A 24,674-nucleotide genomic window follows, 5' to 3' on the forward strand; every position below is an offset into this window, starting at 1 on the left:
GCTTACTCCGGCAGACGGCCTGCCAGCGCCACCCATCCTTCGTGCGCCGCCCAGACTGTCAGCGGGATGTAGGGCGCATAGGCGGCGATCACTTCCTCGGCCTGGCGGTCCAGCACGCCCGACAGCACCAGCGAGCCACCCGGGCGCACGCGTCCGGCCAGCATCGGCGCCATCAGTTGCAGCGGGCCGGCCAGGATATTGGCCACCACCACGTCGAAACGCTCGCCTTCCGGATGCGCCTGGGCGAATTCTTCCGGCAGGTAATACGTCGCTTCGCACTGGTTGCGCGCGGTGTTGTAGCCGGCCGCTTCCAGCGCCTGCGGATCGATGTCCACGCCGATCACCTGCGGCACGCCGACCTTGGCTGCCACCAGGGCCAGGATGCCCGAGCCGCAGCCGTAGTCCAGCAGCGTCTGCACGCCGCTGGCGGCGTCGGCGTTCGTCTCCAGCCACTCCATGCACAGCCGGGTGGTCGGATGGCTGCCGGTGCCGAAGGCCAGGCCGGGATCGAGTTCCAGCACCAGCGCGTCCGGGTCGGACGGCGCGTCGTGCCAGCTCGGCACCACCCAGATGCGGCGGCCGATGTGGATGGGCTCGAATTGCGACTGCGTCAAGCGCACCCAGTCCTGTTCTTCCACCTCGCGGGTGGCGAAGGGCAGGGCATAGTCCAGCCCGATCGCCTTGGCGGCGTCGGTGACGATGGCGGCGTGGTCGGCATCCTTGCCGGCCAACGCCACCACGCGGCTGCGATCCCACGCGGCTTGCTCCGGCTCCATGCCGGGCTCGCCGAACAGGGGACGCTCGGCCTCGGTGCCCTCGTCGGCGTCTTCCACCGACACTGACAGGGCGCCAGCCTCCATCAAGGCGTCGGACAATGCCTCCGCCTGGTCGCGCGCCACTTCAATGACGATTTCTATCCAGCCCATCGGTCCCTTGCCTTACTTCTTGGATTTGTCGGCGTCCGACGAAGACGGACGCTCCGACAGCTTATGTTCCAGATAATGGATATTGGTTCCGCCTTCGTAGAAACGGGCGTCCACCATCAGCTCGCGGTGCAGCGGGATGTTGGTCGAGATGCCTTCGACCACCATTTCCGACAGCGCGATCTGCATGCGGCGGATGGCCTGTTCGCGGGTGGCGCCGTAGGCGATCACCTTGCCGACCATCGAGTCGTAGTTGGGCGGGACGAAATAGCCGGAGTACGCATGCGAATCGACGCGGATGCCGGGGCCGCCCGGCACGTGCCAGGCGGTAATGCGGCCAGGCGACGGGATGAACTTGAACGGATCCTCGGCGTTGATGCGGCACTCGATGGCGTGGCCCTTCAACTCGATGTCGCGCTGGCGGTAGCGCAGCTTCTCGCCGGCGGCGATGCGGATCTGCTCTTGCACGATGTCCACGCCGGTGATCATTTCGGTCACCGGGTGTTCCACCTGCACGCGGGTGTTCATCTCGATGAAGTAGAACTCTTCGTTCTCGTACAGGAACTCGAAGGTGCCGGCGCCGCGATAGTTCATCTTGCGGCAGGCTTCGGCGCAGCGCTCGCCGATCTTCTCGATGATCTTGCGCGGGATGCCCGGCGCAGGCGCTTCCTCGATCACCTTCTGGTGGCGGCGCTGCATCGAGCAGTCGCGCTCGCCCAGCCAGATGGCTTGCTTGTGTTCGTCGGCCAGGATCTGGATTTCCACGTGACGCGGATTTTCCAGGTACTTCTCCATATAGACTTCCGGGTTGCCGAAGGCGGCGCCGGCTTCAGTCTTGGTCATGGTCACGGCGTTGATCAGCGCGGCCTCGGTATGCACCACGCGCATGCCGCGTCCGCCGCCGCCGCCGGCCGCCTTGATGATGACCGGATAGCCGATCTTGCGGGCGATCTGGACGATTTCCTTGGGGTTGTCCGGCAGCGCGCCTTCCGAGCCGGGCACGCAGGGCACGCCGGCGCGGATCATGGCCTGCTTGGCCGAGACCTTGTCGCCCATCATGCGGATGTTCTCGGCGCGCGGGCCGATGAAGACGAAGCCGGATTTCTCCACGCGCTCGGCGAAGTCGGCGTTCTCCGACAGGAAGCCGTAGCCCGGGTGGATGGCTTGCGCGTCGGTCACTTCGGCCGCGCTGATGATGGCCGGCATGTTCAGGTACGACAGCGGCGACGGCGCGGGGCCGATGCACACCGACTCGTCGGCCAGCTTCACGTATTTGGCTTCGCGGTCGGCCTCGGAGTGCACGACCACGGTCTTGATGCCCAATTCGCGGCAGGCGCGCTGGATACGCAGGGCAATTTCGCCACGATTGGCGATCAGGATTTTTTCAAACATAACAGGAATGAGGCGTCGCCAAGATCAAGCGTTATAGGTTCCGGATGCCGGGCCGCCGGCCGCGCCGGATACATCGGGCGCAGGGCGCGGCGGCTCGCATCGACAGTACAGCATTTCCACTTCCGGCGCCGCCTTCGGGCGGCGCCATCCGGCCAGGCCGGGAATGCGTCTTTCGCGATCAGCCCAGCACGAACAGCGGCTGGCCGAATTCGACCGGCTGGCCGTTTTCCACCAGGATCTGCTTGATCACGCCGCCCTTGTCGGCGTCGATTTCGTTCAACAGCTTCATCGCTTCGATGATGCACAGGGTGTCGCCTTCCTTGACTTCCTTGCCCACTTCGGCGAACGCCGGGGCGCCCGGCGCGGAGGAGCGGTAGAAGGTGCCGACCATCGGCGACTTCACGATATGGCCTTCCGGCACGGCGGCCACCGGCGCGGCAGCGGCGGGGGCTGCGACCGGGGCGGCTGCGGCGACCGGGGCCGGCGCGTAGGCTTGCTGCTGCGGCACCATCACGACCTGGTTCTGCGCATTCGGGGAGGACTTGACGATCCTGACCTTGCTTTCGCCTTCGGTAACTTCCAGCTCTTCGATGGCCGATTCAGCAACCAGGTCGATCAGCGTCTTGAGTTTTCGTAAATCCATTTGAATCCCTCGGAATGTAGATGAGTGGTGAATATTTAAGCTCGCCGGCTGTCCATGGCGGCCGGCAGTATTGGGGTAGTGCTTGTTGCTTGGGTGATGCGATCCGTGATGTCAGGAGCTAGCGCAAGGCGAATCCCGCCATCAGGACTGACGCAGCCAGAAGTCGACCGCCAAGCGGTAGCCGTCGACTCCGAAGCCGCACATGACTGCCCGGGCGATGCCGGACAGGTACGAAAAATGCCGAAATTCCTCGCGTTGATGAATATTGGAAATATGCACTTCGACGAAGGGGATCGCCACGCCGGCCAGCGCATCGCGCAGCGCCACGCTGGTGTGGGTCAATCCGCCCGGGTTGATGACGATGGCATCCACGCCTTCGGCGCGGGCCTGGTGGATGCGGTCGATCAATGCGCCTTCATGGTTGCTCTGGAACGACTGCAGCCGGGCGCCGGCGGCGCCTGCCTGTTCCTGGGCGCGTTTTTCAACGTCGGCCAGCGTGGTCGATCCGTAGACTTCCGGCTCGCGGGTCCCCAGCAGATTCAGGTTCGGACCATTGAGCAGGAGAAGGTGTTTTGCCATGGAGATTGGGCTCCGTTTGACGACGATGCGCGCATTTTGCCGTCAAATGCCATCTTTTGGCAAGAAAAACTTTCTTTGCGCGGATTTACAGTTGGGAGAGGTCTTGGCGCAGCTCGTCGAACTTCAAGCGGCCGAGGTAGATCTTTTTGACTTTGCCGTCCCGTCCCACCAGTGCGGTGAAGGGGAGACCGCCCGCCTGATTGCCGAATTGCCTGAGCAAATCGGTGGCGCCGGTTCCGGCAACGAACAGAGGATAGCGGATTTGGTACTTTTGCGCAAACTTGGCGATATTTTCCTGACTATCGACGCCAATTCCCAGAATTTGCACCGGGGCAATCTCCTGCTGCAAGGCCGTCAGCTCGGGCATCTCTTCCACGCAGGGGCCGCACCACGTCGCCCAGAAGTTGACCACCAGCGGCTTGCCCTTCCACTGGGCCAGCGACTGCTGCCGGCCCGACGCGTCCGGCATCGACTGCGACAGCAGGCGGTTCAGGGCCTGGGTTTCGGGCGAGTCGGCAGGCGTGGCGCGATGGCTGGCGTACATGCCCACGCCCACGCAAATGACGGCAACCACCGCCAGGATGATGGTATTGCGCAGCTTCTTCATCGATCTTCTTCCTTTGAGGTCTCTTCTATCAGGCGCGCCAGCGCGCCGGCGTCGGCGCGTTCCGGGCGGCGGCCGGGGGCGGCGCGCACGCTGCCGCGCAGGTCGTCTTCGTCGTACACGGCCACATGCGCCAGTTCCGGCGCCGCGCCCTTTTGCGGCAGCAGGAAGCTCAGCGTCTCCACCGGCTGGCCATGGCGGAAGTGCGGCGTCTCGCCGACTTCGAAATTCACGTTCTTGTTGAGCAGGAAGATTTCCACGTCCTTGGCGCTGGGCGTAAACAATTGCAGGTGGATATCCGAATGCTCGCCGGCGGTGCCGTTCCACACCGCGCCGACGATGTAGGGGTTGTAGGCTTGCAGATCCTGCATCAGTTTCAGCGCCACCCGCCGCAGGTGCGCCAGGCGCGCCGGCTGCGTGTCGGCGAAGAACAGTTCGTTATAGATGCGCACTTCGTCTTCGATCTGCTCGTTATCGGGCATGATCTCGCCGCGCGCCTTCTGGTTGCCCAGGATCTGTCGGGCCGCCTTGCGCTTGGCCGTGCCGTAGTCGGCGCCGTCCTCGGCGATCATGCGCGCGGCCGCCGCGGCGATCTCGGCGCGCAGCTGTTCGGTTTCCGATGTGTAGAAATCTGGCATGGGCGACATCATACCCGCTCATGCGCGGCATCGCTTTTTGGCTCGGCCGGCATCGGCGGATAGGGCCGGGTCGGGTAAAATCACGCGATTACACCTGTAGATTTGATATGCACATTCACATTCTCGGCATTTGCGGCACCTTCATGGGCGGCCTCGCCGTCCTCGCCAAGGAAGCCGGCCACAAGGTGACCGGCTGCGACGCCAACGTCTACCCGCCGATGAGTACCCAGCTGGAAGCCCAGGGCATCGAACTGATGCAGGGCTTCGATCCGTCCCAGGTCGACCTCAAGCCCGACCTGTTCGTCATCGGCAACGTGGTCTCGCGCGGCAACCCGCTGATGGAAGAGATCCTCAACCGCGGCCTGCCCTACGTCTCCGGTCCCGAATGGATCGGTCGCCACATCCTGCAGGACAAATGGGTGCTGGCCGTGGCCGGCACGCACGGCAAGACCACCACTTCGGCCATGCTGGCCTGGATCCTGGAGCACGCCGGCTACCGGCCCGGCTTCCTGATCGGCGGCGTGCCGATGAACTTCGGCATCTCGGCGCGCCTGGGCAGCGACGGCCATGGCGGCCCGTCGCCGTTCTTCGTCATCGAAGCCGACGAGTACGACACCGCCTTCTTCGACAAGCGCAGCAAGTTCGTGCACTACCGCGCGCGCACCGCGATCCTGAACAACCTGGAATACGATCACGCCGATATCTTCCCGGATCTGGCAGCCATCGAAACCCAATTCCACCATCTGGTGCGCACCGTGCCCGGCATCGGCCGGCTGCTGGTCAACGGCCGCGAGCCGGCGCTGCAACGCGTGATCGGGCGCGGCTGCTGGAGCGAACGCGAGGACTTCGGCGTGGCCGATTCCGCGCAAGGCGGCTGGGCGCTGGTGAACCATGACGACGGCCGCTTCGACGTAGTGTTCCAGGGCCAGCCGCAAGGCACCGTGCAATGGTCGCTTTCCGGCGAGCACAACCGCATGAACGCGCTGGCCGCGATCGCCGCCGCGCGCCACGTCGGCGTGGCGCCGGCCCAGGCAATCGAGGCGCTGGGCCTGTTCCAGAGCGTCAAGCGGCGCATGGAACTGCGCGGCACCGCCAACGGCGTGGCCGTGTACGACGACTTCGCCCACCATCCGACCGCGATCGCCACCACGGTGGCCGGCCTGCGCAAGAAAATCGGGGGCGCGCGCATCCTGGCGGTGCTGGAGCCGCGCTCCAACACCATGAAGCTGGGCACCATGAAGGATGCGCTCGCGGCCAGCCTGGCCGACGCCGACCTGGTGTTCGGCTATGGCGCCCGCGACGGCCGCGACGCGCTGGGCTGGAACCTGGCCGACGCGCTGGCGCCGCTGGGCGCCAAGGCCGGCGCCTACGACGACCTGGGCGCGCTGGTGCAGGCCGTCAAGTCCGCCGCGCGCGCCGGCGATCAGGTGCTGGTGATGAGCAACGGCGGCTTCGGCGGCGTGCACCAGAAGCTGCTGGACGCGCTGGCATGATCCTGTACCTGCACGGTTTCCGTTCCTCGCCGCAGTCGTTCAAGGCGCGCCTGATGGGGCAGCGCATGCGCGAACTGGGCTTGCAGGAGCAGTACGCCTGCCCGCAGCTGCCGGCCTCGCCGGCCGGCGCCATCGCGCTGGCCGAGGCGCTCATCGCCCGACAGGCCGGCCCGGACTTGGCGCGCCTGAACGTGGTCGGCTCGTCGCTGGGCGGCTTCTACGCCACCTGGCTGGCCGAGAAATACGGCTGCCGCGCGGTGCTGCTGAACCCGGCGGTAAAGCCGCCGCGCGAGCTGGAGTCCTATATCGGCGTGAGCACGCAATACCATTCCGACGAACCCTTCGAATTCAAGCGCGAGTACGTCGACGAACTGCGCGCGCTGATGACCGAACGCATCACCCGGCCCGAGCGTTACTTCCTCATCGCCGCCACCGGCGACGAAGTGCTGGACTGGCGCGAGATGGTGGCGCATTACCCCGGCGCACGCCAGACCGTCATCGAAGGCAGCGACCACGGCATCGCCGAGTTCGCCGATCACCTCGACGACGTGCTGGCGTTTTGCGGCGTGGGCGCGGCGGGCAAGGCGGTGTCCTGATGCCGCATTGCCCGGGCCGCGCCAACTGGATGGCGCATCCGCAGGCGCTGGCCTCGCTGCTGGCCGGCGACGGCGACCTGGCGCGCCGCACGCGCGCCTGGCTGGCCGACGCCGGCTCGATGACCCTGAAGCTCAAGGCGCGCACCGACGATTTCTCGGTGCGCCTGCTGCGCCAGCGTCCCGGCCCGATCCTGGCCGACGAGCATGCCGCGCTGGGCGTGGCCGCGCGCAGCCGGGTGGTCGAGCGCGACGTGATCCTGCATTGCGGCGGCCGGCCGGTGGTGTTCGGCCACACGGTGCTGTCGACGGCGTCGGTCAAGTCCGACTGGCCCTTCTTCAGCAAGCTGGGCACGACGCCCTTGGGCGCCAATTTGTTTTTCGACCCGCTGGTGGCGCGCAGCCCGATTTTCTACGCCCGCCTGCAGGCCAAGCATCCGTTGATGCGCCGCATCGCCGCGGCCTTGCCGGATGAGGCCATCCCGACCGCCTTGTTCGCGCGCCGCTCGCTGTTTTCGCGCCGCGGCGGCGTGCTGATGGTTACCGACGTTTTCCTGCCGGCGCTGGGTGCGCTGATTCGTCCCGAGCCCGGGGTCGGCAAGAGATTTGAGAATTTGAAAGATTGAGAAGCAGAAGCACACGATGAATTTACTGTTCGAAGAATCCGGCGACTTCAAGGCCGGCTCCGTCATGACTCAGCAGGGCGAGTCCTATCAGGTCGAGATGGCCTCCGGCAAGCGCACCAAGGTCAAGGCCAAGGACGCGCTGCTGCAGTTCGCCCAACCCTCGCCGCAGGAGTTGCTGCAGCAGGCCCAGGCCATTTCCGATGAAGTCGACCTCGACTTCCTGTGGGAAGCGGCGGGCGAGGAAGAGTTCGGCTTCGCCGAGCTGGCGGCCGAATATTTCGGCCACGCGCCGCAGCCGCCGGAAGCGGCCGGCATGCTGCTGCGCCTGCATACCGCGCCGATCTACTTTTATAAGAAGGGCCGCGGCCGCTACAAGGCGGCGCCGCAAGCTTCGCTGCAGGCGGCGCTGGCCGGGCTGGAAAAGAAGAAGCTGCAACTGGCCGCGCAGGCCGCCTACGTCGACGAGCTGAAGGCGCACAAGCTGCCCGAGGCGTTCCGGCCCATCGCGCTGCAGCTGCTCTTCAAGCCGGACAAGAACGGCATCGAATTCAAGGCGCTGGACGCCGCCGCCAAGGAATTGCAGACCACGCCGCAGCGCCTGATGCTGGCCGCCGGCGGCATCGCCTCGCCCAAGGAACTGCATTACGCCAAGTTCCTGTCGGAGCACTTCCCGCGCGGCACCGGCTTCCCGGCCATCGCCATTCCCGCGCCCACTACCGGCTTGCCGCTGGCCGACGTGCAGGCCTTCTCGATCGACGACGTCACCACCACCGAGATCGACGATGCGCTGTCGGTGACGCGCCTGGCCGACGGCAAGCTGCGCGTGGGCATCCACATCGCCGCGCCCGGCCTGGCCATCAAGCGCGACGACGCCATCGACGCGATCGCGCGCGCGCGCATGTCCACCGTCTATATGCCGGGCGAGAAGATCACCATGCTGCCCGACGACCTGGTCGCGGCCTACACGCTGGACGCCGGCGCCGCGCGTCCGGCGCTGTCGCTGTATGCCACGCTGGACGCCTCCAGCTGGGAAGTGCTGGCCACCGAGACCCGCGCCGAGCTGGTGCCGATCGCCGCCAACCTGCGCCACAACGACCTCGACGAACTGGTCACCGAGGAGGCGCTGGCCGCCGGTTCGGGCGACTATCCACACAAGGAAGAGATCGGCATCCTGTGGCAATGGGTGCAGGTCCTCGAGCAGGGCCGCATGGTCAAGCGCGAGGGCTTCGGCCTGCGTCCGGAGCAGAACAACCGCGTCGATTTCAATTTCTACGTCGAGGACGACGTGGTCTCCATCGTGCGCCGCAAGCGCGGCGCCCCGCTGGACAAGATCGTGGCCGAGCTGATGATCTTCGCCAACAGCACCTGGGGCAAGCTGATGGCCGACCATGGCGTGCCGGGCATCTACCGCGCCCAGGGCGGCGGCGCCGGCGGCTGGGCGGCCAAGATGCAGGTGCGCATGGTGACCCATGCGGCCCCGCACCAGGGCCTGGGCGTGGACCAGTATGCGTGGAGCACCTCGCCGCTGCGTCGCTACACCGACCTGGTCAACCAGTGGCAGATCCTGGCCTGCATCGAGCACGGCGTGACCGCGCCGCTGGTGGCGCCCTTCAAGCCGCGCGACGCCGACCTGTTCGCCATCGTCTCCAGCTTCGACGCCGCCTACGCCGGCTACGCCGACTTCCAGTCCACCATGGAACGCTACTGGTGCCTGCGCTGGCTGGCGCAGAAGGAAGCGCGCCAGGTCGACGCGGTGGTGCTCAAGGATGAAATCCTGCGCCTGGTCGAGATCCCGCTGGTGCTGCGCATGCCCGGCCTGCCGCAACTGGCGCGCGGCTTGCAGGTGCGGCTCGACCTGCTGCGCTGGGATGAGGTCGATCTCAGCGTCGAGGCGCGCCTGCTGGAAGTGCCTGCCTCCGCCGCCCAGGCGCTGGATGTGGACCTGGGCGACGAGGACGAGGCATTGCTGGAAGGCATGGCCGCCGGCGAGGCCGCCGAGGGCGAAGCGGCCGGCGAGCAGCCTGTGGCGGACGCGCCGGAAGACGGCGAAAACCGCGCCGCGGATGCGGCCCAATGACGATGGCCTGGCGTAGAATTGCTGCTTTGACCATCATTGGCCATCGGTACGCGCAGTGAATCCGTTTTCCCAACATCGTCTGCTGAGCTACGCGCTGGGCATCTCGCTGCTGGCGCACGGCGTGCTGCTGGCCGTGCACTTCGCCGCGCCCGACGCTTTCCGGCTCAAGCCGTCCGACCCGGAACTGGAAGTGATCCTGGTCAACGCCAAGCACGACAAGAAACCGGTCAACGCCGAGGCGCTGGCGCAGGCCAATCTCGACGGCGGCGGCAATGTCGACAAGGGGCGCGCCAAGTCGCCGCTGCCCGACATGAAGCGCCAGGAGACCGGCGACAGCGTCAAGGCCGCGCAGCGCCGCGTGAACGAGCTGGAAGAGCAGCAGCGCAAGCTGCTGGCGCAGGCCAAGGCGTCGGCGCAGAGCGTGGCCAGCGCCGAGCAGCAAAAGCCCAGGGAGGCGCCGCAGCTCAACGCCCGCGACATGCTGGAGACGGCCCGCGCGATGGCGCGCATGGAAGCCGAGGTGGCCAAGAACATCGAGGAATACAACAAGCGTCCGAAGAAGACCCAGATCACGCCCAGCACGCGCGAAGTCGGTTACGCGCAGTACTACAAGACGCTGCAGGACAAGATCGAAAAGGTCGGCACGCTCAACTTCCCGAGCAAGGACGGCAAGAAGCTGTACGGCGAGCTGCTGGTGATCATCCCGGTGTTCCAGGACGGCACCATCTACGAGCGCGACGGCGGGGTGGTGGTCAAGACCAGTTCCGGCAACGCGGCGCTGGACCAGGCGGCGGTGGCCATCGTGCGCCGTTCGGCGCCGTTCGGCCGCTTCCCGGAAAACATGCGCAGCACCGGCAAGGACGACGTATGGGAAATCGTGACGCGCTTCCGTTTCACGCGCGACCAGGGGCTGCAGACGCAGATCGGCGCCGGCTGAAATGCCGGGGCGCACAGAACAAGACAAGCTAGGGAACAGGCGGACCAACATGGATGCATACGTCGTCATCGGCAATCCGATTGCCCACAGCAAATCGCCGGAGATCCACGCGCAGTTCGCCGCCCAGACCGGGCAGCAACTGAGCTATGAGCGCCTGCTGGCGCCGCTGCAAGGCTTCAAGGCCAGCGTGCAGGTGTTCCAGCGTCGCGGCGGGCGCGGCGCCAATGTCACGGTGCCGTTCAAGCTGGAGGCGCACGGGCTGGCCGACAGCCTGTCCGAACGCGCGCGCCTGGCCGGCGCGGTCAACACCCTCCGCTTCGAAGGCGGTCGCATCCATGGCGACAACACCGACGGCGCCGGCCTGGTGACCGACATCACCGTCAACGCCGGCCTCGCCCTGGCCGGGCGCCGCATCCTGCTGCTGGGCGCCGGCGGCGCCTCGCGCGGCGCGTTGCTGCCGCTCCTGGAGCAACAGCCGGCGGAACTGGTGATCGTCAACCGCACGCAGTCCAAGGCGGCCGAGCTGGCCGATCAATTCGCCGAACACGGCCCGGTCAGCAGCGCCGCCTACGCTGACCTGGACGGCGTGTTCGACCTGGTCGTCAACGCCACTTCGGCCAGCCTGTCGGACGACCTGCCGCCGCTGCCCACCACCGTCTACGGCGCCGATACGCTGGCCTACGACATGATGTACGGGCGCCAGGCCACGGTCTTCATGCAAAGCGCGCAGCAACATGGCGCCACCGTGCGCGACGGCCTGGGCATGCTGGTCGAGCAGGCGGCCGAGGCCTTCCTGCTCTGGCGCGGCGTGCGTCCCGACACCTCGGAAGTGTTCGCCAGCCTGCGCCGGCAACTGGCGCAGTAAGCCGCCGGGCCACGATAACAAGAACGGCACATGAAATCCCTGCGCAAGCTGCTCCTCTGGATCGTCCTCGTCCCGCTCGCCTGCGTGCTGTTGCTGCAGGCGTATTTCTTCCTGCAGATCTGGTGGTGGGTGGATCACAATCCGGACTCCACCAGCTTCATGCGCCACCAGCTGTCCATCCTGCAGGAGAAGGATCCCAACGCGCAGCTGCAATTCAAATGGGTGCCCTACGCGCGCATCTCCAACAACCTCAAGCGCGCCATCATCGCCTCCGAGGATTCCAACTTCTCGGAACACGACGGCATCGACTGGGAGGCGCTGCAAAAGGCCTACGAGAAAAACGAGAAGAAGGGCAAGGTGGTCGCCGGCGGCTCCACCATCACCCAGCAGCTGGCCAAGAACCTGTTCCTCTCGGGCGAGCGCAGCTACCTGCGCAAGGGCCAGGAATTCGTGATCACCTACATGCTCGAATTCCTGATGGACAAGCAGCGCATCTTCGAGATCTACCTGAACGTGGTGGAGTGGGGCAACGGCGTGTTCGGCGCCGAGGCCGCCGCCCAGCACTACTACCGCACCACCGCCGCCGGCCTCGGGGCGGAGCAGGCCGCGCGGCTGGCGGTGATGTTGCCGCGCCCGCGTTTTTACGACAAGAACCGCGGCTCCGGCTACCTGGCCGCGCGCACCGGCCTGATCCTGCGCCGCATGAACGCGGCCGCGCTGCCGCCCACCCACAAGTGAGCCGGGCGGGGCGCATGACAGGCGCGTGACATCGCGCCCAAGGCGTGCGCCGAGCTTGCCTGCGCCTGGGGTTGAACGTACACTTGCGCACGTTCCGGCGCTTGCCCGGAACCCAAGCGTCCACGCGCTTGCCATTCCCCGCGTTCCAGCCAGCGAGAGCCCATGATCAATGTATTCGTGTTGCAAAACGGACGACTCAACCAGGTCAATATCGACAGCCGCGCCGACCTGGAACAGGCAACACCGGTGTGGGTCGACCTGACGGAACCGAATGACGAAGAGCGCGCCTGGGTCAAGAGCATCTACGGCGTGACCCTGCCCGACGAGGACGAGTTCAGCGACATCGAAGCCTCGGCGCGTTACTTCGAGGCCGAGAACGGCGACTTGCACCTGCGCACCGATTTCCTGTTCGAGGGCGACGACGAATCTTCTTCCACCATGACGGTGGCCTTCATCCTGGCCCGCAACATCCTGTTCTCGGTGCACGCCGAGGACCTGCCGGTGTTCCGCCTGGTGCGCATGCGCGCGCGCTCGCGGCCCGGCTCCATCGGCGACTACCGCGACGTGCTGCTGGACCTCTACGAGACCGATGCCGAGTATTCCGCCGACGCCCTCGAAGGCATCTACCAGAAGCTGGAGGCGGTCAGCACCAGCGTGCTGAAGAAGAGCCTGTCCGACCAGGCCGCCGCCGAGGTGCTCAACACCATCGCCCACGAGGAAGACTTGAACGGCCGCATCCGCCGCAACATGATGGACACGCGCCGCGCGGTCAGCTTCCTGATGCGCGGTCGCCTGCTCAGTTCGGAGCAGTTCGAAGATGCGCGCCAGATCCTGCGCGACATCGAGTCGCTGGACGGCCACACCGCCTTCCTGTTCGACAAGATCAACTTCCTGATGGACGCCACCGTCGGCTTCATCAACATCAACCAGAACAAGATCATCAAGATCTTCTCGGTGGCGTCGGTGGCGTTCCTGCCGCCCACGCTGATCGCCAGCATCTACGGCATGAACTTCAAGTGGATGCCGGAGCTGGAATGGCAGGTCGGCTACCCGATCGCGATCCTGATGATGATCGGCTCGGCCATCGCGCCGTTCTGGTACTTCCGCCGCCGTGGCTGGCTCAACTGATGCGCCGGGAGCCGCGCTCCCGCCGCCGTCCCCTCCCGCAAGACCGGCCCTCCCGTGGCTGTTTGTCTGACAAGATTTATGGCTGTTTTCCGATGCCGCGCGCCGCTGCGCGCTCCCACAATGCATCATCGGCAGTCCAAACGAGGAGAGCAGCATGAGACATTCGACGAGACATCACTACACATCGCTGGCCGTGGTCAGCCTGAGCTTCGCCGGCATCCTGTTCGGCTGCGCCAGCCCGCAGCAACCCTACGGCGCGGCGCCGCAATCGCAAAGCTATGAGCGCGTCGCGTCCTACAACGGCACCGGCGTGGTCGAAGCCATCGAAGTGACCCACAAGGAAAGCAGCGGCGTGGCCGGCACCGTGGTGGGCGCCGTGGCCGGTGGCCTGCTGGGCAGCACCATCGGCGGCGGCACCGGGCAAGCGGTGGCGACGGTCGCCGGCGCGGCAGGCGGCGCTTACGCCGGCAACAAGATCCAGCGCAACAATGCCGCCGGCAAGCAGGTCTACAACATCCGCGTGCGCATGAGCGACGGCTCGCTGCAGACCTTCGCGCAGGAAGACAATACCGACTTCCGCGTGGGCGATCGCGTGCGGCTGGATGAGGGCAAGATTTCGCGCTATTGATGACGCGATGACGCCATCACGCCGCCCCGGTATCCGGGATCGGCGCCCATGAAAAATCCCCGCCAAGGCGGGGATTTTTATTTGCCTGCAAGAAGCCCGTCCCGGATCAGGCCGGGTACAAGGCGCCCAGCACCCGCAAGCCGCGCGCGCCGGTGACGGCCGGCAGGTTGCCTGGCAGGCGCAGGTCGAAGCGGCGCGCCAGCCAGGCGAAGGCCAGCGCCTCCACGCGGTTGGGCGCCACGCCCAGCGCCGCGGTCGATTGCACCCCTGCGCGCCCCGCCAGCGCCTGGCGCAGCAAGCGCATCAGGAAGGCATTCTCGGCGCCGCCGCCGCATACGTAGACCTGGCGCGCATCGGGCGCGTGGCCCTCGATGGCCTCGGCGATGGTGGCCGCGGTCAGCATGGTGAGCGTGGCTTGCACGTCGGCCGGCGCGATCGGCGCGCCCACGCGCAGCAGCGCAGCCTGCAGCCAGTCGAGGTGGAACAGGTCGCGGCCCGAGCTCTTGGGCGGCGCCAGGCGGAAGAAGGCCTCGTCGCGCAACTGCGCCAGCAGTCCGGCATGCACCTCGCCGCTGGCGCCCCAGTCGCCGTTGGCGTCATAAGTGCGGCCCTGGTGCAGCTGGATCCAGCCGTCCATCAGCGCGTTGCCGGGGCCAGTGTCGAAGCCGCTGGTGCCTTGGCCGGCGCCGGCCGGCAGGATGCTTAGGTTGGCGATGCCGCCGATGTTGACCACCACGCGCGACTCGGCGTCGTCGCCGAAGACGGCGCGATGGAAGGCCGGCACCAGCGGTGCGCCCTGGCCGCCGGCGGCGACGTCGCGGCTGCGGAAATCGGCCACGACATCGATGCCGCACAACTCGGCCAGCAGCGCCGGATTGTTGGTCTGGCGCGTGAAGCCCAGCTCCGGCCGATGGCGGATGGTCTGGCCGTGCACGCCCACCAGGCGCACGTCGCCGGCCGGCTTGCCGCTTTGGAGCAGCAGCTGCGCGACGCAGTCGGCATAGTGCACCGCCAGCGCGTTGGCGGCCAGCGCCTCGCGTTCGATCTCATTGAGGCCGGCGGCCTGCAACGCCATCAGGTCGGCGCGCAGGTGGTCGGGGAAGGGAACGTAGGCCGCGGCCAGCGTGGATGAAATGGCGTCGCCGTCGCCGAACGCGGCCAGCACGCCGTCCACGCCGTCCAGGCTGGTGCCGGACATCAGTCCGATATAGAGGGGAGAAGTCATCGCGCAAAAAGAAAAAGGGCGGTCGCTGATTCTACAGCGACCGCCCCCGGTTCCGGCAATGGCCGGCGATTACTTCGCGGCCAGCTTCACGTCCGGCGCGCCCGGCACGCGCAGCATCGACATGCGGTGCTGCATGTCGGCCGCCACGGCGCGGAAATTCTTCATCTGCGGCGCGGTCAGCGCCTGGTTGTTGGGCACTTCCACCGACAGCGGATTGCGCGGCTGGTTGTTGACGCGGAATTCGTAGTGCAGGTGCGGGCCGGTGGCCCAGCCGGTCATGCCGACGAAACCGATCACGTCGTTCTGGCCGATCTTCATGCCCTTCTTGATGCCGGAGGCGAAGCGGCTCATGTGGCCGTAGGCGGTGGAGTAGCCGCTCCAGTGCTTGATCACCACGATGTTCCCGTAGCCGTTCTGCTGGCCGACGAAGTCGACCACGCCATCGGCGGCCGCGTGGATCGGGGTGCCGGTGGGCGCGGCGAAATCGACGCCGGTGTGCTGCTTCCACTTGCCCAGGATCGGGTGCAGGCGCATCGAGAAGCCCGACGAAATACGGGTGAAGGCCAGCGGCGACTTCAGGAAGGCCTTCTTGAGCGACTTGCCGTCGAAGGCGTAGTAACCGCCGCCTCCGGTCTTGCTGGCCGGATCGTTGAACCACACCGCCTGGTAACGGTTGCCGGCATTGTCGAACTCGCCGGCCAGCACGCGGCCGATGCGCACCAGGTCGCCGTTCTGCCAGTACGTTTCGTAGACCACGTTGAAGCGGTCGCCGCGACGCAGGTCGGAGGCGAAGTTGATGTTGGTGGCGAACATGTCGACCAGCTGCAGGGCGACGGCGTCCGGGATCTGGGCCGAGTCGGTGGCCGCGAACAGCGAGGAGAAGATGGTGCCGGCGCGCATCTCGACGCGGCGTTCCAGCGTGGCCGGCACGGCGTCGGCCTTCAGCTGGCCGTCCTGGCGCGAGATCACCAGGTTGCGTGGGGTATCGCCGCCGTCGTCCAGCGTGGCCGACAGGCGGATCAGTTCGCCGCTCTCGTCGGTCTGCGCCACCACGCGCTTGCCGGCGCGCAGTTGCATCACCGAGCGCGCCAGCGTATCGGACTTGATGAAGCCGGCGGCCTCGTCGTCGTCCACGCCCAGGCGGTTCAGCAGTGCGGCCAGGGTGTCGCCGGTACGCACCTTTTCTTCGTTGACGTAGTACTGCGCGTTGTCTTCCAGCGCGGCGATCTGCGACTGCAGGTCGGGCAGGGCCAGGTCCTTGGAGATCGGGTTGACCGGCGCATCCTTCATGTCGGGCTCGGCCGGCGCGAAACCGGCGGCGCCGATGGTGAAGGCGGCCATGAACAGGGCGGTCGCGCCGACGATGCGGGTCTTAGGCGAGGAGCCTGCGATTTTGCGGTGGCTGGACTGGAGGGCGGAGATGCATCGGGACGTGACGCGCTTGAATTTATCTTGTGGGAACATGCAATACGTTAAAATCTGACGTTTCCGTGGCCGGTGGCGCGTACTGTGGCCGCATGACGTTACTGTCCCCCCGTCATGTTGCGCCCGCGAAACACCTGCACGGATGTGAATGCACTCTCTGCTGATGAGCTTCTAAGGCCGCGTCCAGGCGCCAGCAGAAAAACGAAAGTCGGAATTATAGCAACACGCATTCGCGGCACTGTCCTACAAAAGCCTATTTTTTAGTTATATCGATGAACGCAGACCAGTCCTCCTCCCCCGCCAACGCGGCTTCCAGCTCATCCTTGCCGCTTTCCGACAACGTCCAGGAAGCGATGGCCATCGCCAAGCGCGGCGTGGATGAGCTGTTGATCGAAAGCGAGTTCGCGCAGAAACTGGCGCGCGCCGAGAAAAGCGGCCAGCCGCTGCGCATCAAGCTGGGCCTGGACCCGACCGCGCCCGACCTGCACCTGGGCCACACCGTGGTCTTGAACAAGATGCGCCAGCTGCAGAACCTGGGCCACCAGGTGATCTTCCTGATCGGCGACTTCACCTCGATGATCGGCGACCCGTCCGGGCGCAACGCCACCCGCCCGCCGCTCACGCGCGAGCAGATCGAGGTCAACGCCAAGACTTATTTCGCCCAGGCCAGCCTGGTGCTGGATCCGGCCCGGACCGAGATCCGCTACAACTCCGAGTGGTGCGATCCGCTGGGCAGCCGCGGCATGATCCAGCTGGCCTCGCGCTACACCGTGGCGCGCATGATGGAGCGCGACGATTTCACCAAGCGCTTCAAGGAAGGCACGCCGATCTCGGTGCATGAATTCCTTTACCCGCTGATGCAGGGCTACGACTCGGTGGCGCTGAAGTCCGACCTGGAGCTGGGCGGCACCGACCAGAAGTTCAACCTGCTGGTGGGCCGCGAACTGCAGAAGGACTGGGGCCAGGAGCCGCAGTGCATCCTGACCATGCCGCTGCTGGAAGGCCTGGACGGCGTGGAAAAGATGTCCAAGTCCAAGGGCAACTACATCGGCATCACCGAGCCGGCCAACACCATGTTCGCCAAGGTGATGAGCATTTCCGACGTGATGATGTGGCGCTACTACGACCTGCTGTCGTTCCGCTCGATCGCCGAGATCGCCGCTTTCAAGGCCGAGGTCGAGGGCGGCAAGAACCCGCGCGACATCAAGGTCGCGCTGGCGCAGGAAATCGTGGCGCGCTTCCATTCGCAGCAGGCTGCCGAAGACGCGCTGGCCGACTTCGTCAACCGCTCCAAGGGCGGCATTCCGGACGACATCCCCGAGCTCGCGCTGGCCGGCGCGCCGCTGGGCATCGGCCAGTTGCTCAAGCAGTCCAACCTGTGCGCCTCCACCTCCGAGGCGCTGCGCATGGTCGAGCAGGGCGGCGTGCGCATCGACGGCGCGGTCATCAGCGACAAGGGGCTCAAGGTCGAGGCCGGCCAGTTCGTGGTGCAGGTCGGCAAGCGCAAGTTCGCCCGCGTCACGCTTTCTTAAGAAGGCCCTGGCATGATCGCCCTGCTGCAACGAGTCAGCCAGGCTGCTGTCGTAGTGGATGGAACAACCATCGGCGCCATCGGCGCCGGCCTGATGGTGCTGGTCTGCGCCGAGCGCAACGACACCACGGCCGAAGCCGACGCGCTGCTGGGCAAGCTGCTGGCCTATCGGGTGTTCGCCGACGAGGCCGGCAAGATGAACCGCAGTATTGTCGATGTGCAAGGCGGCCTGTTGCTGGTGCCGCAGTTCACGCTGGCGGCCGACACCAATTCCGGCACGCGGCCTTCGTTCACGCCGGCCGCGGCGCCTGCGCTGGGGCGCCAGCTGTTCGAGCATGTCGTGGCGCAGGCGCGCCTGCGTCATGGCGAGGCCAGAGTCGGCACCGGCAGTTTCGGCGCCGACATGAAGGTCTCGCTGACCAATGACGGGCCGGTCACCTTCTGGCTGCAGGTCAAGCCGAAGGCGGCCGCGCCCGGCCAAACCTGAATCTGCAGGACGCGTTGATCCGATCCATTCTTCCGAGGAGCTGACATGAAATTCTGGAGCGATTCTTTCAAGAACGGCGACACCATTCCGGGCGAATTCGCATTCGCCGTGGCCGATCCCAAGACCCATGTCGCCTTGTCTTCCAACCGCAATCCGCATTTTGCCTGGAGCGACCTGCCGGCCGGCACCAAGTCGCTGGCGCTGGTGGTGGTCGACCCCGACGTGCCGTCGCGCGGCGACGACGTCAACCAGGAAGGCAAGACCGTGCCGCTGGAGCTGCCCCGGGTGGACTTCTTCCACTGGACGCTGGTGGACATCCCGGCCGCGACCGCGCAGATCAAGGCCGGCCAGTTCAGCAACGGCGTCGCTGCCCGCGGCAAGCCGGGCCCGGCGGTGCTGGGCGACACCATGCCCGGCGCGCGCCAGGGCATCAACGACTATACCGGCTGGTTCGCCGGCGATGGCGACATGCGCGGCGACTACTTCGGCTACGACGGCCCGTGCCCGCCGTGGAACGACGCGCTGGTGCACCGCTACATCTTCACGCTCTACGCGCTGGATGTGGAGCAGTTGCCGGTGGTGGGCAACCTGGAAGGTTCGGTGGTGCTGACCGCGCTGCGCGACCACGTGCTGGAGCAGGCCTCGATCACCGGCCTGTATTCGCTCAACCCCAAGGCGACGCGCTGAGCCTCTTCAACCGCATTCACCCATTGCACGCATGACCGACATCCTGCTGATCCGCCACGGCGAAACCGACTGGAACGTGGATAAGCGCATCCAGGGCCACATCGACATCGCCCTCAACGAAGCGGGCCGGCGCCAGGCCTCGGCGCTGGGCGCGGCGCTGGCCGACGAAGGCATCGACGCCATCTTCGCCAGCGACCTGCGGCGCGCGGGCGCCACCGCCCAGGCGGTGGCCGACGTCACGGGCCTGAACATCGGCGTCGATCCCGGCCTGCGCGAGCGCTGCTACGGCGCCTTCGAAGGCCTGCGCCACAGCGAGATCGAAGAGAAGTATCCGGAGGCCTACCGCCTCTGGCGCGCGCGCGATCCGGATGCCCGCTATCCCGCCGGCGAGCGCGAGGCCGAGACCATGCGCGAGTTCTACCAGCGTTCGGTCCAGGCCGTGCTCCGCGCGATCGGCGACGGCCGGCATCGCAAGCTCGCCATCGTGACCCACGGCGGCGTGCTGGAATGCCTGCACCACTGGGCCAGCGGCGCCGGGCTCGCGCAGCCGCGCACCTTCGACATCTTCAATGCCAGCGTCAATCGCCTGCACTGGGACGGCGAGCGCGCGCAGATCCGCTCCTGGGGCGAGATCTCCCACCTCAACCGTGAGACGCTGGACGAAGTCGACCGCTGAGCTGCAAGGGAATTTCCTATCGCGAGGCCGCCGCGCTCCCTTTTCGGAGACGGCGGCCTCGTCATTTGCGCATCTTGGCATCGTGCCTAATTTTTAAGCGCCGTTGCCGCCTGTTCGGGGGCCGAAAAAGGGCGTTGAAGACGATGTCGGAAATATTCACAAAACCTTTTCCGTGTCGGGGCTTGATACTTGGATAACTAGTTGTGCCTGCTCAATAAATAATCAATCGAAAATGCGGTACAAAGATGTAACCGCCCCCGATTCTAGTTGGGCGCCGCCCGCAATCGCGCTAAAATAGCGCCCTTCCCCGCTTTCCCCCTGATCCGATTCGTGAACATTGGACCGTATTCCCTGCGAAACAACGTGTTCGTCGCCCCCATGGCGGGCGTGACCGACCGTCCGTTCCGCCAGCTGTGCAAGCAGCTGGGGGCAGGGTATGCCGTGTCCGAGATGGCCGCCTCCGATCCGCGGTTGTGGCATAGCGAGAAGACCTCCCGCCGCATCAACCATGACGGCGAGATGGAACCCAAGGCGGTGCAGATCGCCGGCGCCGATCCCGCGATGCTGGCGCAGAGCGCCAGGTACAACGTCGAGCGCGGCGCCCAGATCATCGACATCAACATGGGCTGCCCGGCCAAGAAGGTCTGCAACAGCTGGTGCGGTTCGGCCCTGCTGCAGGACGAAGCGCTGGTGGCCCGCATCCTCGATGCAGTGGTGGGTGCGGTGGACGTGCCGGTGACGCTGAAGTTTCGCACCGGCTGGGACCGCGCCAACAAGAACGCCCTGAAGATCGCGGCGCTGGCCGAGCAGGCCGGCATCGCCATGCTGACGCTGCACGGCCGCACGCGCGCCGACGGCTACAGCGGGCAGGCCGAGTATGAAACCATCGCCGCGGTCAAGGCGGCGGTGACAATCCCGGTGGTCGCCAACGGCGACGTCACCACGCCGGAAAAGGCGCGCGAGGTGCTGCGCGCCACCGGCGCCGACGCCGTCATGGTCGGCCGCGCCGCCCAGGGGCGGCCGTGGATCTTCCGCGAGATCGACCACTTCCTGCGCACCGGTGAGCACCTGCCGGCGCCGCTGGTCACCGAGGTCGAGCAGTTGATGGACGAGCACCTGCAGGCGCACTACGCGTTCTACGGCGACTACCTCGGCGTACGCACGGCGCGCAAGCATATCGGTTGGTATGTGCGCGACCTGCCGGGCGGCGAGGATTTCCGCCGCGGCATGAACCGCATCGAGGATTGCGCCGAGCAGCTCAAGGCGGTGCGCGATTTCTTCGCAGGACAGGCAGCCTACGGCGAGCGCTTGCAGTACGGCCTCGCGGACGTCGCGCTGGCAGCCTGAGTTTTCTGGAATGGTTGAACCATAGGAAAGCCGGGCAGGCGGGCGAAGCATTTGGCGATTCATGCCGGGGCGCTTCGCGGGGCATCCGCCGCCGGCGGCAACACAGGACGAATCGGACGCGCAGGACGCGCGATTGATCAACAGCACGGCGCTACCGCAACAAACCAGTCCACGGGGGACGCAACATCAGATTGCGTGCGGCCGCGGCGGCGCCGATAAAAACAGAAGCAACAAAGCAATGAGCAAAGAAAGCATTGAAGATGTCGTCAAGAAGAGCCTGGAGAAATACTTCCGGGACCTGGGCGAGCAACTGCCCACCAACGTCTACGACATGGTCTTGTCGACGGTCGAGAAACCGGTCTTCGAGACCGTGATGGCGCGCGCCGAGGGCAACCAGTCCCAGGCCGCCGAGATCCTCGGCATCAACCGCAACACGCTGCGCAAGAAGTTGCAGCAGCACGGCCTGCTGTGAGCGCCGCCGGGTCGCATGCGTGCGTCCCGGCAGTCGATTGCGCAGCTTTCTTCCCAACGGTTTTTCAGGTTTCCACCTTCCTTACCTAGTCTTGCCTACCATGATCAAACAAGCACTCATTTCCGTATCCGACAAGGCCGGCGTGCTCGACTTCGCTCGCGCGCTCTCGGCCATGGGCGTCAACATCCTGTCCACCGGCGGCACCGCCAAGCTGCTGGCCGACAACGGCGTGCCCGTCACCGAAGTGGCCGACTACACCGGCTTCCCGGAAATGCTGGATGGCCGCGTCAAGACGCTGCATCCCAAGGTGCACGGCGGCATCCTGGCGCGCCGCGATTTCCCCGAGCATGTCGCCGCGCTGGAAAAGCACGCCATCCCGACCATCGACATGGTGGTGGTGAACCTGTACCCGTTCCAGCAGACCGTGGCCAAGGAAGAATGCTCGCTGGAAGACGCGATCGAGAACATCGACATCGGCGGCCCGGCCATGCTGCGTTCTTCGGCCAAGAACCACAAGGACGTGATCGTCATCTGCGACCCGACCGACTATGAAGGCGTGCTGGCCGAGCTGAAGTCGGGCGGCGACCTGCCCTACGAGAAACGTTTCGCGCTGGCCAAGAAGGTCTTCGCGCACACCGCGCAATACGACGGCGCCATCACCAACTACTTCACCTCGCTGGGCGAAGACAAGCAGCACGCCACCCGCAGCGCCTACCCGGCCACGCTGAACCTGCACTTCGAGAAGGTGCAGGACATGCGCTACGGCGAGAACCCGCACCAGGCCGCGGCCTTCTATCGCGACATCAGGAAGGTCGAGGGCGCGCTGGCCAACTACACCCAGCTGCAGGGCAAGGAACTGTCCTTCAACAACATCGCCGACGCCGACGCCGCATGGGAATGCGTCAAGAGCTTCGATGCGGCCGCTGAGGCCGCCTGCGTGATCATCAAGCACGCCAACCCCTGCGGCGTGGCGATCGGCGCCAACCCGCTGGAAGCCTACAGCAAGGCGCTGCAGACCGACCCGACCTCGGCCTTCGGCGGCATCATCGCCTTCAACCGCGAGCTCGACGGCGCCGCCGCCGAAGCCGTGGCCAAGCAGTTCCTGGAAGTGCTGATCGCGCCCTCCTTCAGCGCCGAGGCCAAGCAGGTCTTCGCCGCCAAGCAGAACGTGCGCCTGCTGGAAATTCCCCTGGGCGGCGGCTTGAACGGCTACGACATCAAGCGCGTCGGCGGCGGCCTCCTGGTGCAGTCGCCGGACGCCAAGAACGTGCTGCTGGCCGACGTGAAGGTGGTCAGCAAGAAGCAGCCGACCCCGCAACAGCTGCAAGACCTGATGTTCGCCTGGCGCGTGGCCAAGTTCGTGAAGTCGAACGCCATCGTGTTCTGCGGCAACGGCATGACCCTGGGCGTCGGCGCCGGCCAGATGAGCCGCATCGACTCCGCGCGCATCGCCTCGATCAAGGCGCAGAACGCCGGCCTGACGCTGGCCGGTTCGGCCGTGGCCTCGGACGCCTTCTTCCCGTTCCGCGACGGCCTGGACGTGGTGGTCGACGCCGGCGCGACCTGCGTGATCCACCCGGGCGGCTCCATGCGCGACCAGGAAGTGATCGACGCCGCCAACGAGCGCGACGTCGTCATGCTGCTGACCGGCACCCGCCACTTCCGCCATTGATCGCGACGTCCGCCGACGCATGGCGGACGATGCAGGCGAAACGCGAAAACGCCCGGCATGCCCGGGCGTTTTTTTGTAAGCACACAACCTGAAAATATCCGTCGTCCCAGCGAAAGCTGGGATCCAGTGACGTTGACGGCTTACGAATTATCGGTTTGCTCCACAAACGCCGATGTACGCAAGTGCCGGCGCAGTGTACGTTCGGAGCCATGGCCTATACGTCTACCTTCTGGCAAGCCGAAGAAGCGGCAGCTTGTACATCGGCATGACCAATGATCTGATCCGTCGTGTCCATGAACACAAGCAAGGCCTGGTCGCCGGCTTCACGCAGAAATACAAGATCAGGATTCTCGTGTATGTTGAGGTCTTCGATTCTGCGTATGACGCCATTGCCAGGGAAAAACAATTAAAGACCTGGAACAGGGCATGGAAGATTGCCCTGACTCAGGCCGAAAATCCTTACTGGAATGACTTGTACCGGCAGTTCGTCTGAACGCTGAACGTCGCTGGATCCCAGCTTTCGCTGGGACGACGGCGATAGTGGCATGCGCCCGGCGATGCATCTGCGCCGACGTGCAGCGCAATTCCGGATATCCAACAGGGAGTACACATTGAACACGCCCCAATTCAAGCTCTACGTCGACGCCCAGTTCATCAGCCCCTACGCCATGTCGGCCTTCGTCACGCTGACCGAGAAGGACTTGCCGTTCGAGCTGCTGTCCATCGACCTGGCCTCGCGCCAGAACCAGGCGCCGGGCTATGCCAGCGTGTCGCTGACGCGCCGCGTGCCGGCCTTGTCGGAGGGCGATTTCCACCTGGCCGAGTCGACCGCGATCTCCGAGTACCTGGAGGAACGCTTCCCGGCGCCCGGGCACCGCGCGGTCTATCCGGCCGACGTCAGGCTGCGCGCCAAGGCGCGCGAGATCCAGGCCTGGCTGCGCAGCGACCTGCTGGCGGTGCGCCAGGAGCGCCCCACCGAGGTAGTGTTTTATGGCGAAGGCTTTGCGCCGCTGTCGGCATCGGCCAAGGCGGCCGCCGCCAAGCTCACCGTCGCCGTGCAGGACCTGCTGGACGGCAAGGAACACCTGTTCGGCCAATGGTGCATCGCCGATACCGACCTGGCGCTGATGCTCAACCGCCTGGCCATGCATGGCGACGAACTGCCGCCGGAGCTGGCGCGCTACGCCAAGGCGCAATGGCAGCGTCCCTCGGTGCAGCAGTGGGTACGCCAGGCGCAGGCGATGAAGGCGGCCACGCCGTAACAGGCAGGCCGCGATCGGTTAGACTG

General features: G+C 66.0%; 26 protein-coding genes. 18 read left to right on the top strand and 8 right to left on the bottom strand.

What is annotated here, in order from left to right; translation table 11 throughout:
* Positions 1–2: 2 nt before the first annotated feature.
* From prmA to Herbaro_RS01710, 6 genes are all read right to left on the bottom strand, one after another.
* Complete coding sequence (prmA, locus tag Herbaro_RS01685; protein WP_275012111.1) at positions 3–926, bottom strand: 50S ribosomal protein L11 methyltransferase; 924 nt, start codon at positions 924–926, stop codon at positions 3–5.
* Positions 927–938: 12 nt separating this feature from the next.
* Positions 939–2,315, bottom strand: a complete 1,377-nt coding sequence (accC, locus tag Herbaro_RS01690; protein ID WP_275012112.1) for an acetyl-CoA carboxylase biotin carboxylase subunit — start codon at positions 2,313–2,315, stop codon at positions 939–941.
* Between the two features lie 178 nt (positions 2,316–2,493).
* Positions 2,494–2,958: an acetyl-CoA carboxylase biotin carboxyl carrier protein gene (gene accB / locus Herbaro_RS01695; RefSeq protein ID WP_275012113.1), complete on the bottom strand. Its 465-nt coding sequence runs from the start codon at positions 2,956–2,958 to the stop codon at positions 2,494–2,496.
* Between the two features lie 141 nt (positions 2,959–3,099).
* Positions 3,100–3,537 carry a type II 3-dehydroquinate dehydratase gene (gene aroQ / locus Herbaro_RS01700; protein ID WP_275012114.1) on the bottom strand — a complete coding sequence of 146 codons (438 nt, stop codon included), beginning with the start codon at positions 3,535–3,537 and terminating at the stop codon, positions 3,100–3,102.
* Between the two features lie 85 nt (positions 3,538–3,622).
* Positions 3,623–4,144, bottom strand: a complete 522-nt coding sequence (locus tag Herbaro_RS01705) for a TlpA family protein disulfide reductase (RefSeq protein ID WP_275012115.1) — start codon at positions 4,142–4,144, stop codon at positions 3,623–3,625.
* Entirely contained in the window at positions 4,141–4,788 is a 648-nt protein-coding gene (locus tag Herbaro_RS01710) for a hypothetical protein (RefSeq protein WP_275012116.1), read from the bottom strand. The genes Herbaro_RS01705 and Herbaro_RS01710 overlap by 4 nt, the downstream gene beginning before the upstream one ends.
* A gap of 11 nt (positions 4,789–4,799) precedes the next feature.
* On the opposite strand from Herbaro_RS01710, the gene mpl reads away from it, so the two are divergent.
* The 9 genes from mpl (at position 4,800) to Herbaro_RS01755 (ending at position 13,864) form a co-directional block, all read left to right on the top strand.
* Positions 4,800–6,272, top strand: a complete 1,473-nt coding sequence (mpl, locus tag Herbaro_RS01715) for a UDP-N-acetylmuramate:L-alanyl-gamma-D-glutamyl-meso-diaminopimelate ligase (protein ID WP_446719298.1) — start codon at positions 4,800–4,802, stop codon at positions 6,270–6,272.
* Positions 6,269–6,868: a YqiA/YcfP family alpha/beta fold hydrolase gene (locus Herbaro_RS01720; RefSeq protein ID WP_275012118.1), complete on the top strand. Its 600-nt coding sequence runs from the start codon at positions 6,269–6,271 to the stop codon at positions 6,866–6,868. Before mpl ends, Herbaro_RS01720 begins: the two co-directional genes overlap by 4 nt.
* Entirely contained in the window at positions 6,868–7,491 is a 624-nt protein-coding gene (locus Herbaro_RS01725) for a chorismate--pyruvate lyase family protein (protein WP_275012119.1), read from the top strand. The genes Herbaro_RS01720 and Herbaro_RS01725 overlap by 1 nt, the downstream gene beginning before the upstream one ends.
* A gap of 16 nt (positions 7,492–7,507) precedes the next feature.
* Positions 7,508–9,568: a ribonuclease catalytic domain-containing protein gene (locus Herbaro_RS01730; protein ID WP_275012120.1), complete on the top strand. Its 2,061-nt coding sequence runs from the start codon at positions 7,508–7,510 to the stop codon at positions 9,566–9,568.
* Positions 9,569–9,623: 55 nt separating this feature from the next.
* A complete protein-coding gene (locus Herbaro_RS01735; protein WP_275012121.1) occupies positions 9,624–10,505 on the top strand; it encodes a TonB C-terminal domain-containing protein in 882 nt (293 codons plus the stop codon).
* Positions 10,506–10,554: 49 nt separating this feature from the next.
* Positions 10,555–11,370 (top strand): shikimate dehydrogenase, encoded by an 816-nt coding sequence (gene aroE, locus Herbaro_RS01740; protein WP_275012122.1) that lies wholly within the window; start codon positions 10,555–10,557, stop codon positions 11,368–11,370.
* Positions 11,371–11,400: 30 nt separating this feature from the next.
* A complete protein-coding gene (gene mtgA, locus Herbaro_RS01745) occupies positions 11,401–12,108 on the top strand; it encodes a monofunctional biosynthetic peptidoglycan transglycosylase (RefSeq protein WP_275012123.1) in 708 nt (235 codons plus the stop codon).
* A gap of 162 nt (positions 12,109–12,270) precedes the next feature.
* Complete coding sequence (gene corA, locus Herbaro_RS01750) at positions 12,271–13,236, top strand: magnesium/cobalt transporter CorA (protein WP_275012124.1); 966 nt, start codon at positions 12,271–12,273, stop codon at positions 13,234–13,236.
* Between the two features lie 154 nt (positions 13,237–13,390).
* Positions 13,391–13,864 carry an outer membrane lipoprotein gene (locus Herbaro_RS01755; protein ID WP_275012125.1) on the top strand — a complete coding sequence of 158 codons (474 nt, stop codon included), beginning with the start codon at positions 13,391–13,393 and terminating at the stop codon, positions 13,862–13,864.
* A 106-nt stretch (positions 13,865–13,970) separates the two neighbouring features.
* Here the strand turns inward: Herbaro_RS01755 and Herbaro_RS01760 are convergent, their stop codons facing one another.
* Together Herbaro_RS01760 and Herbaro_RS01765 are read right to left on the bottom strand one after the other, a co-directional pair.
* Complete coding sequence (locus Herbaro_RS01760; RefSeq protein ID WP_275012126.1) at positions 13,971–15,089, bottom strand: anhydro-N-acetylmuramic acid kinase; 1,119 nt, start codon at positions 15,087–15,089, stop codon at positions 13,971–13,973.
* A 69-nt stretch (positions 15,090–15,158) separates the two neighbouring features.
* Positions 15,159–16,553: a M23 family metallopeptidase gene (locus Herbaro_RS01765; RefSeq protein WP_275012127.1), complete on the bottom strand. Its 1,395-nt coding sequence runs from the start codon at positions 16,551–16,553 to the stop codon at positions 15,159–15,161.
* Positions 16,554–16,786: 233 nt separating this feature from the next.
* Here Herbaro_RS01765 and tyrS point away from each other — a divergent pair, with 233 nt between their 5' ends.
* The 9 genes from tyrS (at position 16,787) to yfcF (ending at position 24,648) form a co-directional block, all read left to right on the top strand.
* Positions 16,787–18,046 carry a tyrosine--tRNA ligase gene (gene tyrS, locus Herbaro_RS01770; protein ID WP_275012128.1) on the top strand — a complete coding sequence of 420 codons (1,260 nt, stop codon included), beginning with the start codon at positions 16,787–16,789 and terminating at the stop codon, positions 18,044–18,046.
* A 12-nt stretch (positions 18,047–18,058) separates the two neighbouring features.
* The gene (dtd, locus tag Herbaro_RS01775) at positions 18,059–18,532 is read left to right on the top strand and encodes a D-aminoacyl-tRNA deacylase (protein WP_275012129.1); all 474 of its coding nucleotides are present in this window, start codon (positions 18,059–18,061) and stop codon (positions 18,530–18,532) included.
* Positions 18,533–18,577: 45 nt separating this feature from the next.
* Complete coding sequence (locus Herbaro_RS01780; protein WP_275012130.1) at positions 18,578–19,219, top strand: YbhB/YbcL family Raf kinase inhibitor-like protein; 642 nt, start codon at positions 18,578–18,580, stop codon at positions 19,217–19,219.
* A gap of 31 nt (positions 19,220–19,250) precedes the next feature.
* Positions 19,251–19,895 (top strand): histidine phosphatase family protein, encoded by a 645-nt coding sequence (locus Herbaro_RS01785; RefSeq protein ID WP_275012131.1) that lies wholly within the window; start codon positions 19,251–19,253, stop codon positions 19,893–19,895.
* Between the two features lie 330 nt (positions 19,896–20,225).
* Entirely contained in the window at positions 20,226–21,242 is a 1,017-nt protein-coding gene (gene dusB, locus Herbaro_RS01790; RefSeq protein WP_275012132.1) for a tRNA dihydrouridine synthase DusB, read from the top strand.
* A gap of 238 nt (positions 21,243–21,480) precedes the next feature.
* Entirely contained in the window at positions 21,481–21,714 is a 234-nt protein-coding gene (locus Herbaro_RS01795) for a Fis family transcriptional regulator (RefSeq protein ID WP_008117471.1), read from the top strand.
* Positions 21,715–21,814: 100 nt separating this feature from the next.
* Positions 21,815–23,386, top strand: coding sequence for a bifunctional phosphoribosylaminoimidazolecarboxamide formyltransferase/IMP cyclohydrolase (gene purH / locus Herbaro_RS01800; protein ID WP_275012133.1), 1,572 nt, complete (start codon positions 21,815–21,817; stop codon positions 23,384–23,386).
* A gap of 172 nt (positions 23,387–23,558) precedes the next feature.
* On the top strand, positions 23,559–23,879 hold the full coding sequence (locus Herbaro_RS01805; RefSeq protein WP_275012134.1) for a GIY-YIG nuclease family protein: 321 nt from the start codon (positions 23,559–23,561) through the stop codon (positions 23,877–23,879).
* Between the two features lie 118 nt (positions 23,880–23,997).
* A complete protein-coding gene (gene yfcF, locus Herbaro_RS01810; protein ID WP_275012135.1) occupies positions 23,998–24,648 on the top strand; it encodes a glutathione transferase in 651 nt (216 codons plus the stop codon).
* Positions 24,649–24,674: the final 26 nt, after the last annotated feature.

This window comes from Herbaspirillum sp. WKF16 (genome assembly GCF_028993615.1).
Taxonomy (GTDB): Bacteria; Pseudomonadota; Gammaproteobacteria; order Burkholderiales; family Burkholderiaceae_D; genus Herbaspirillum.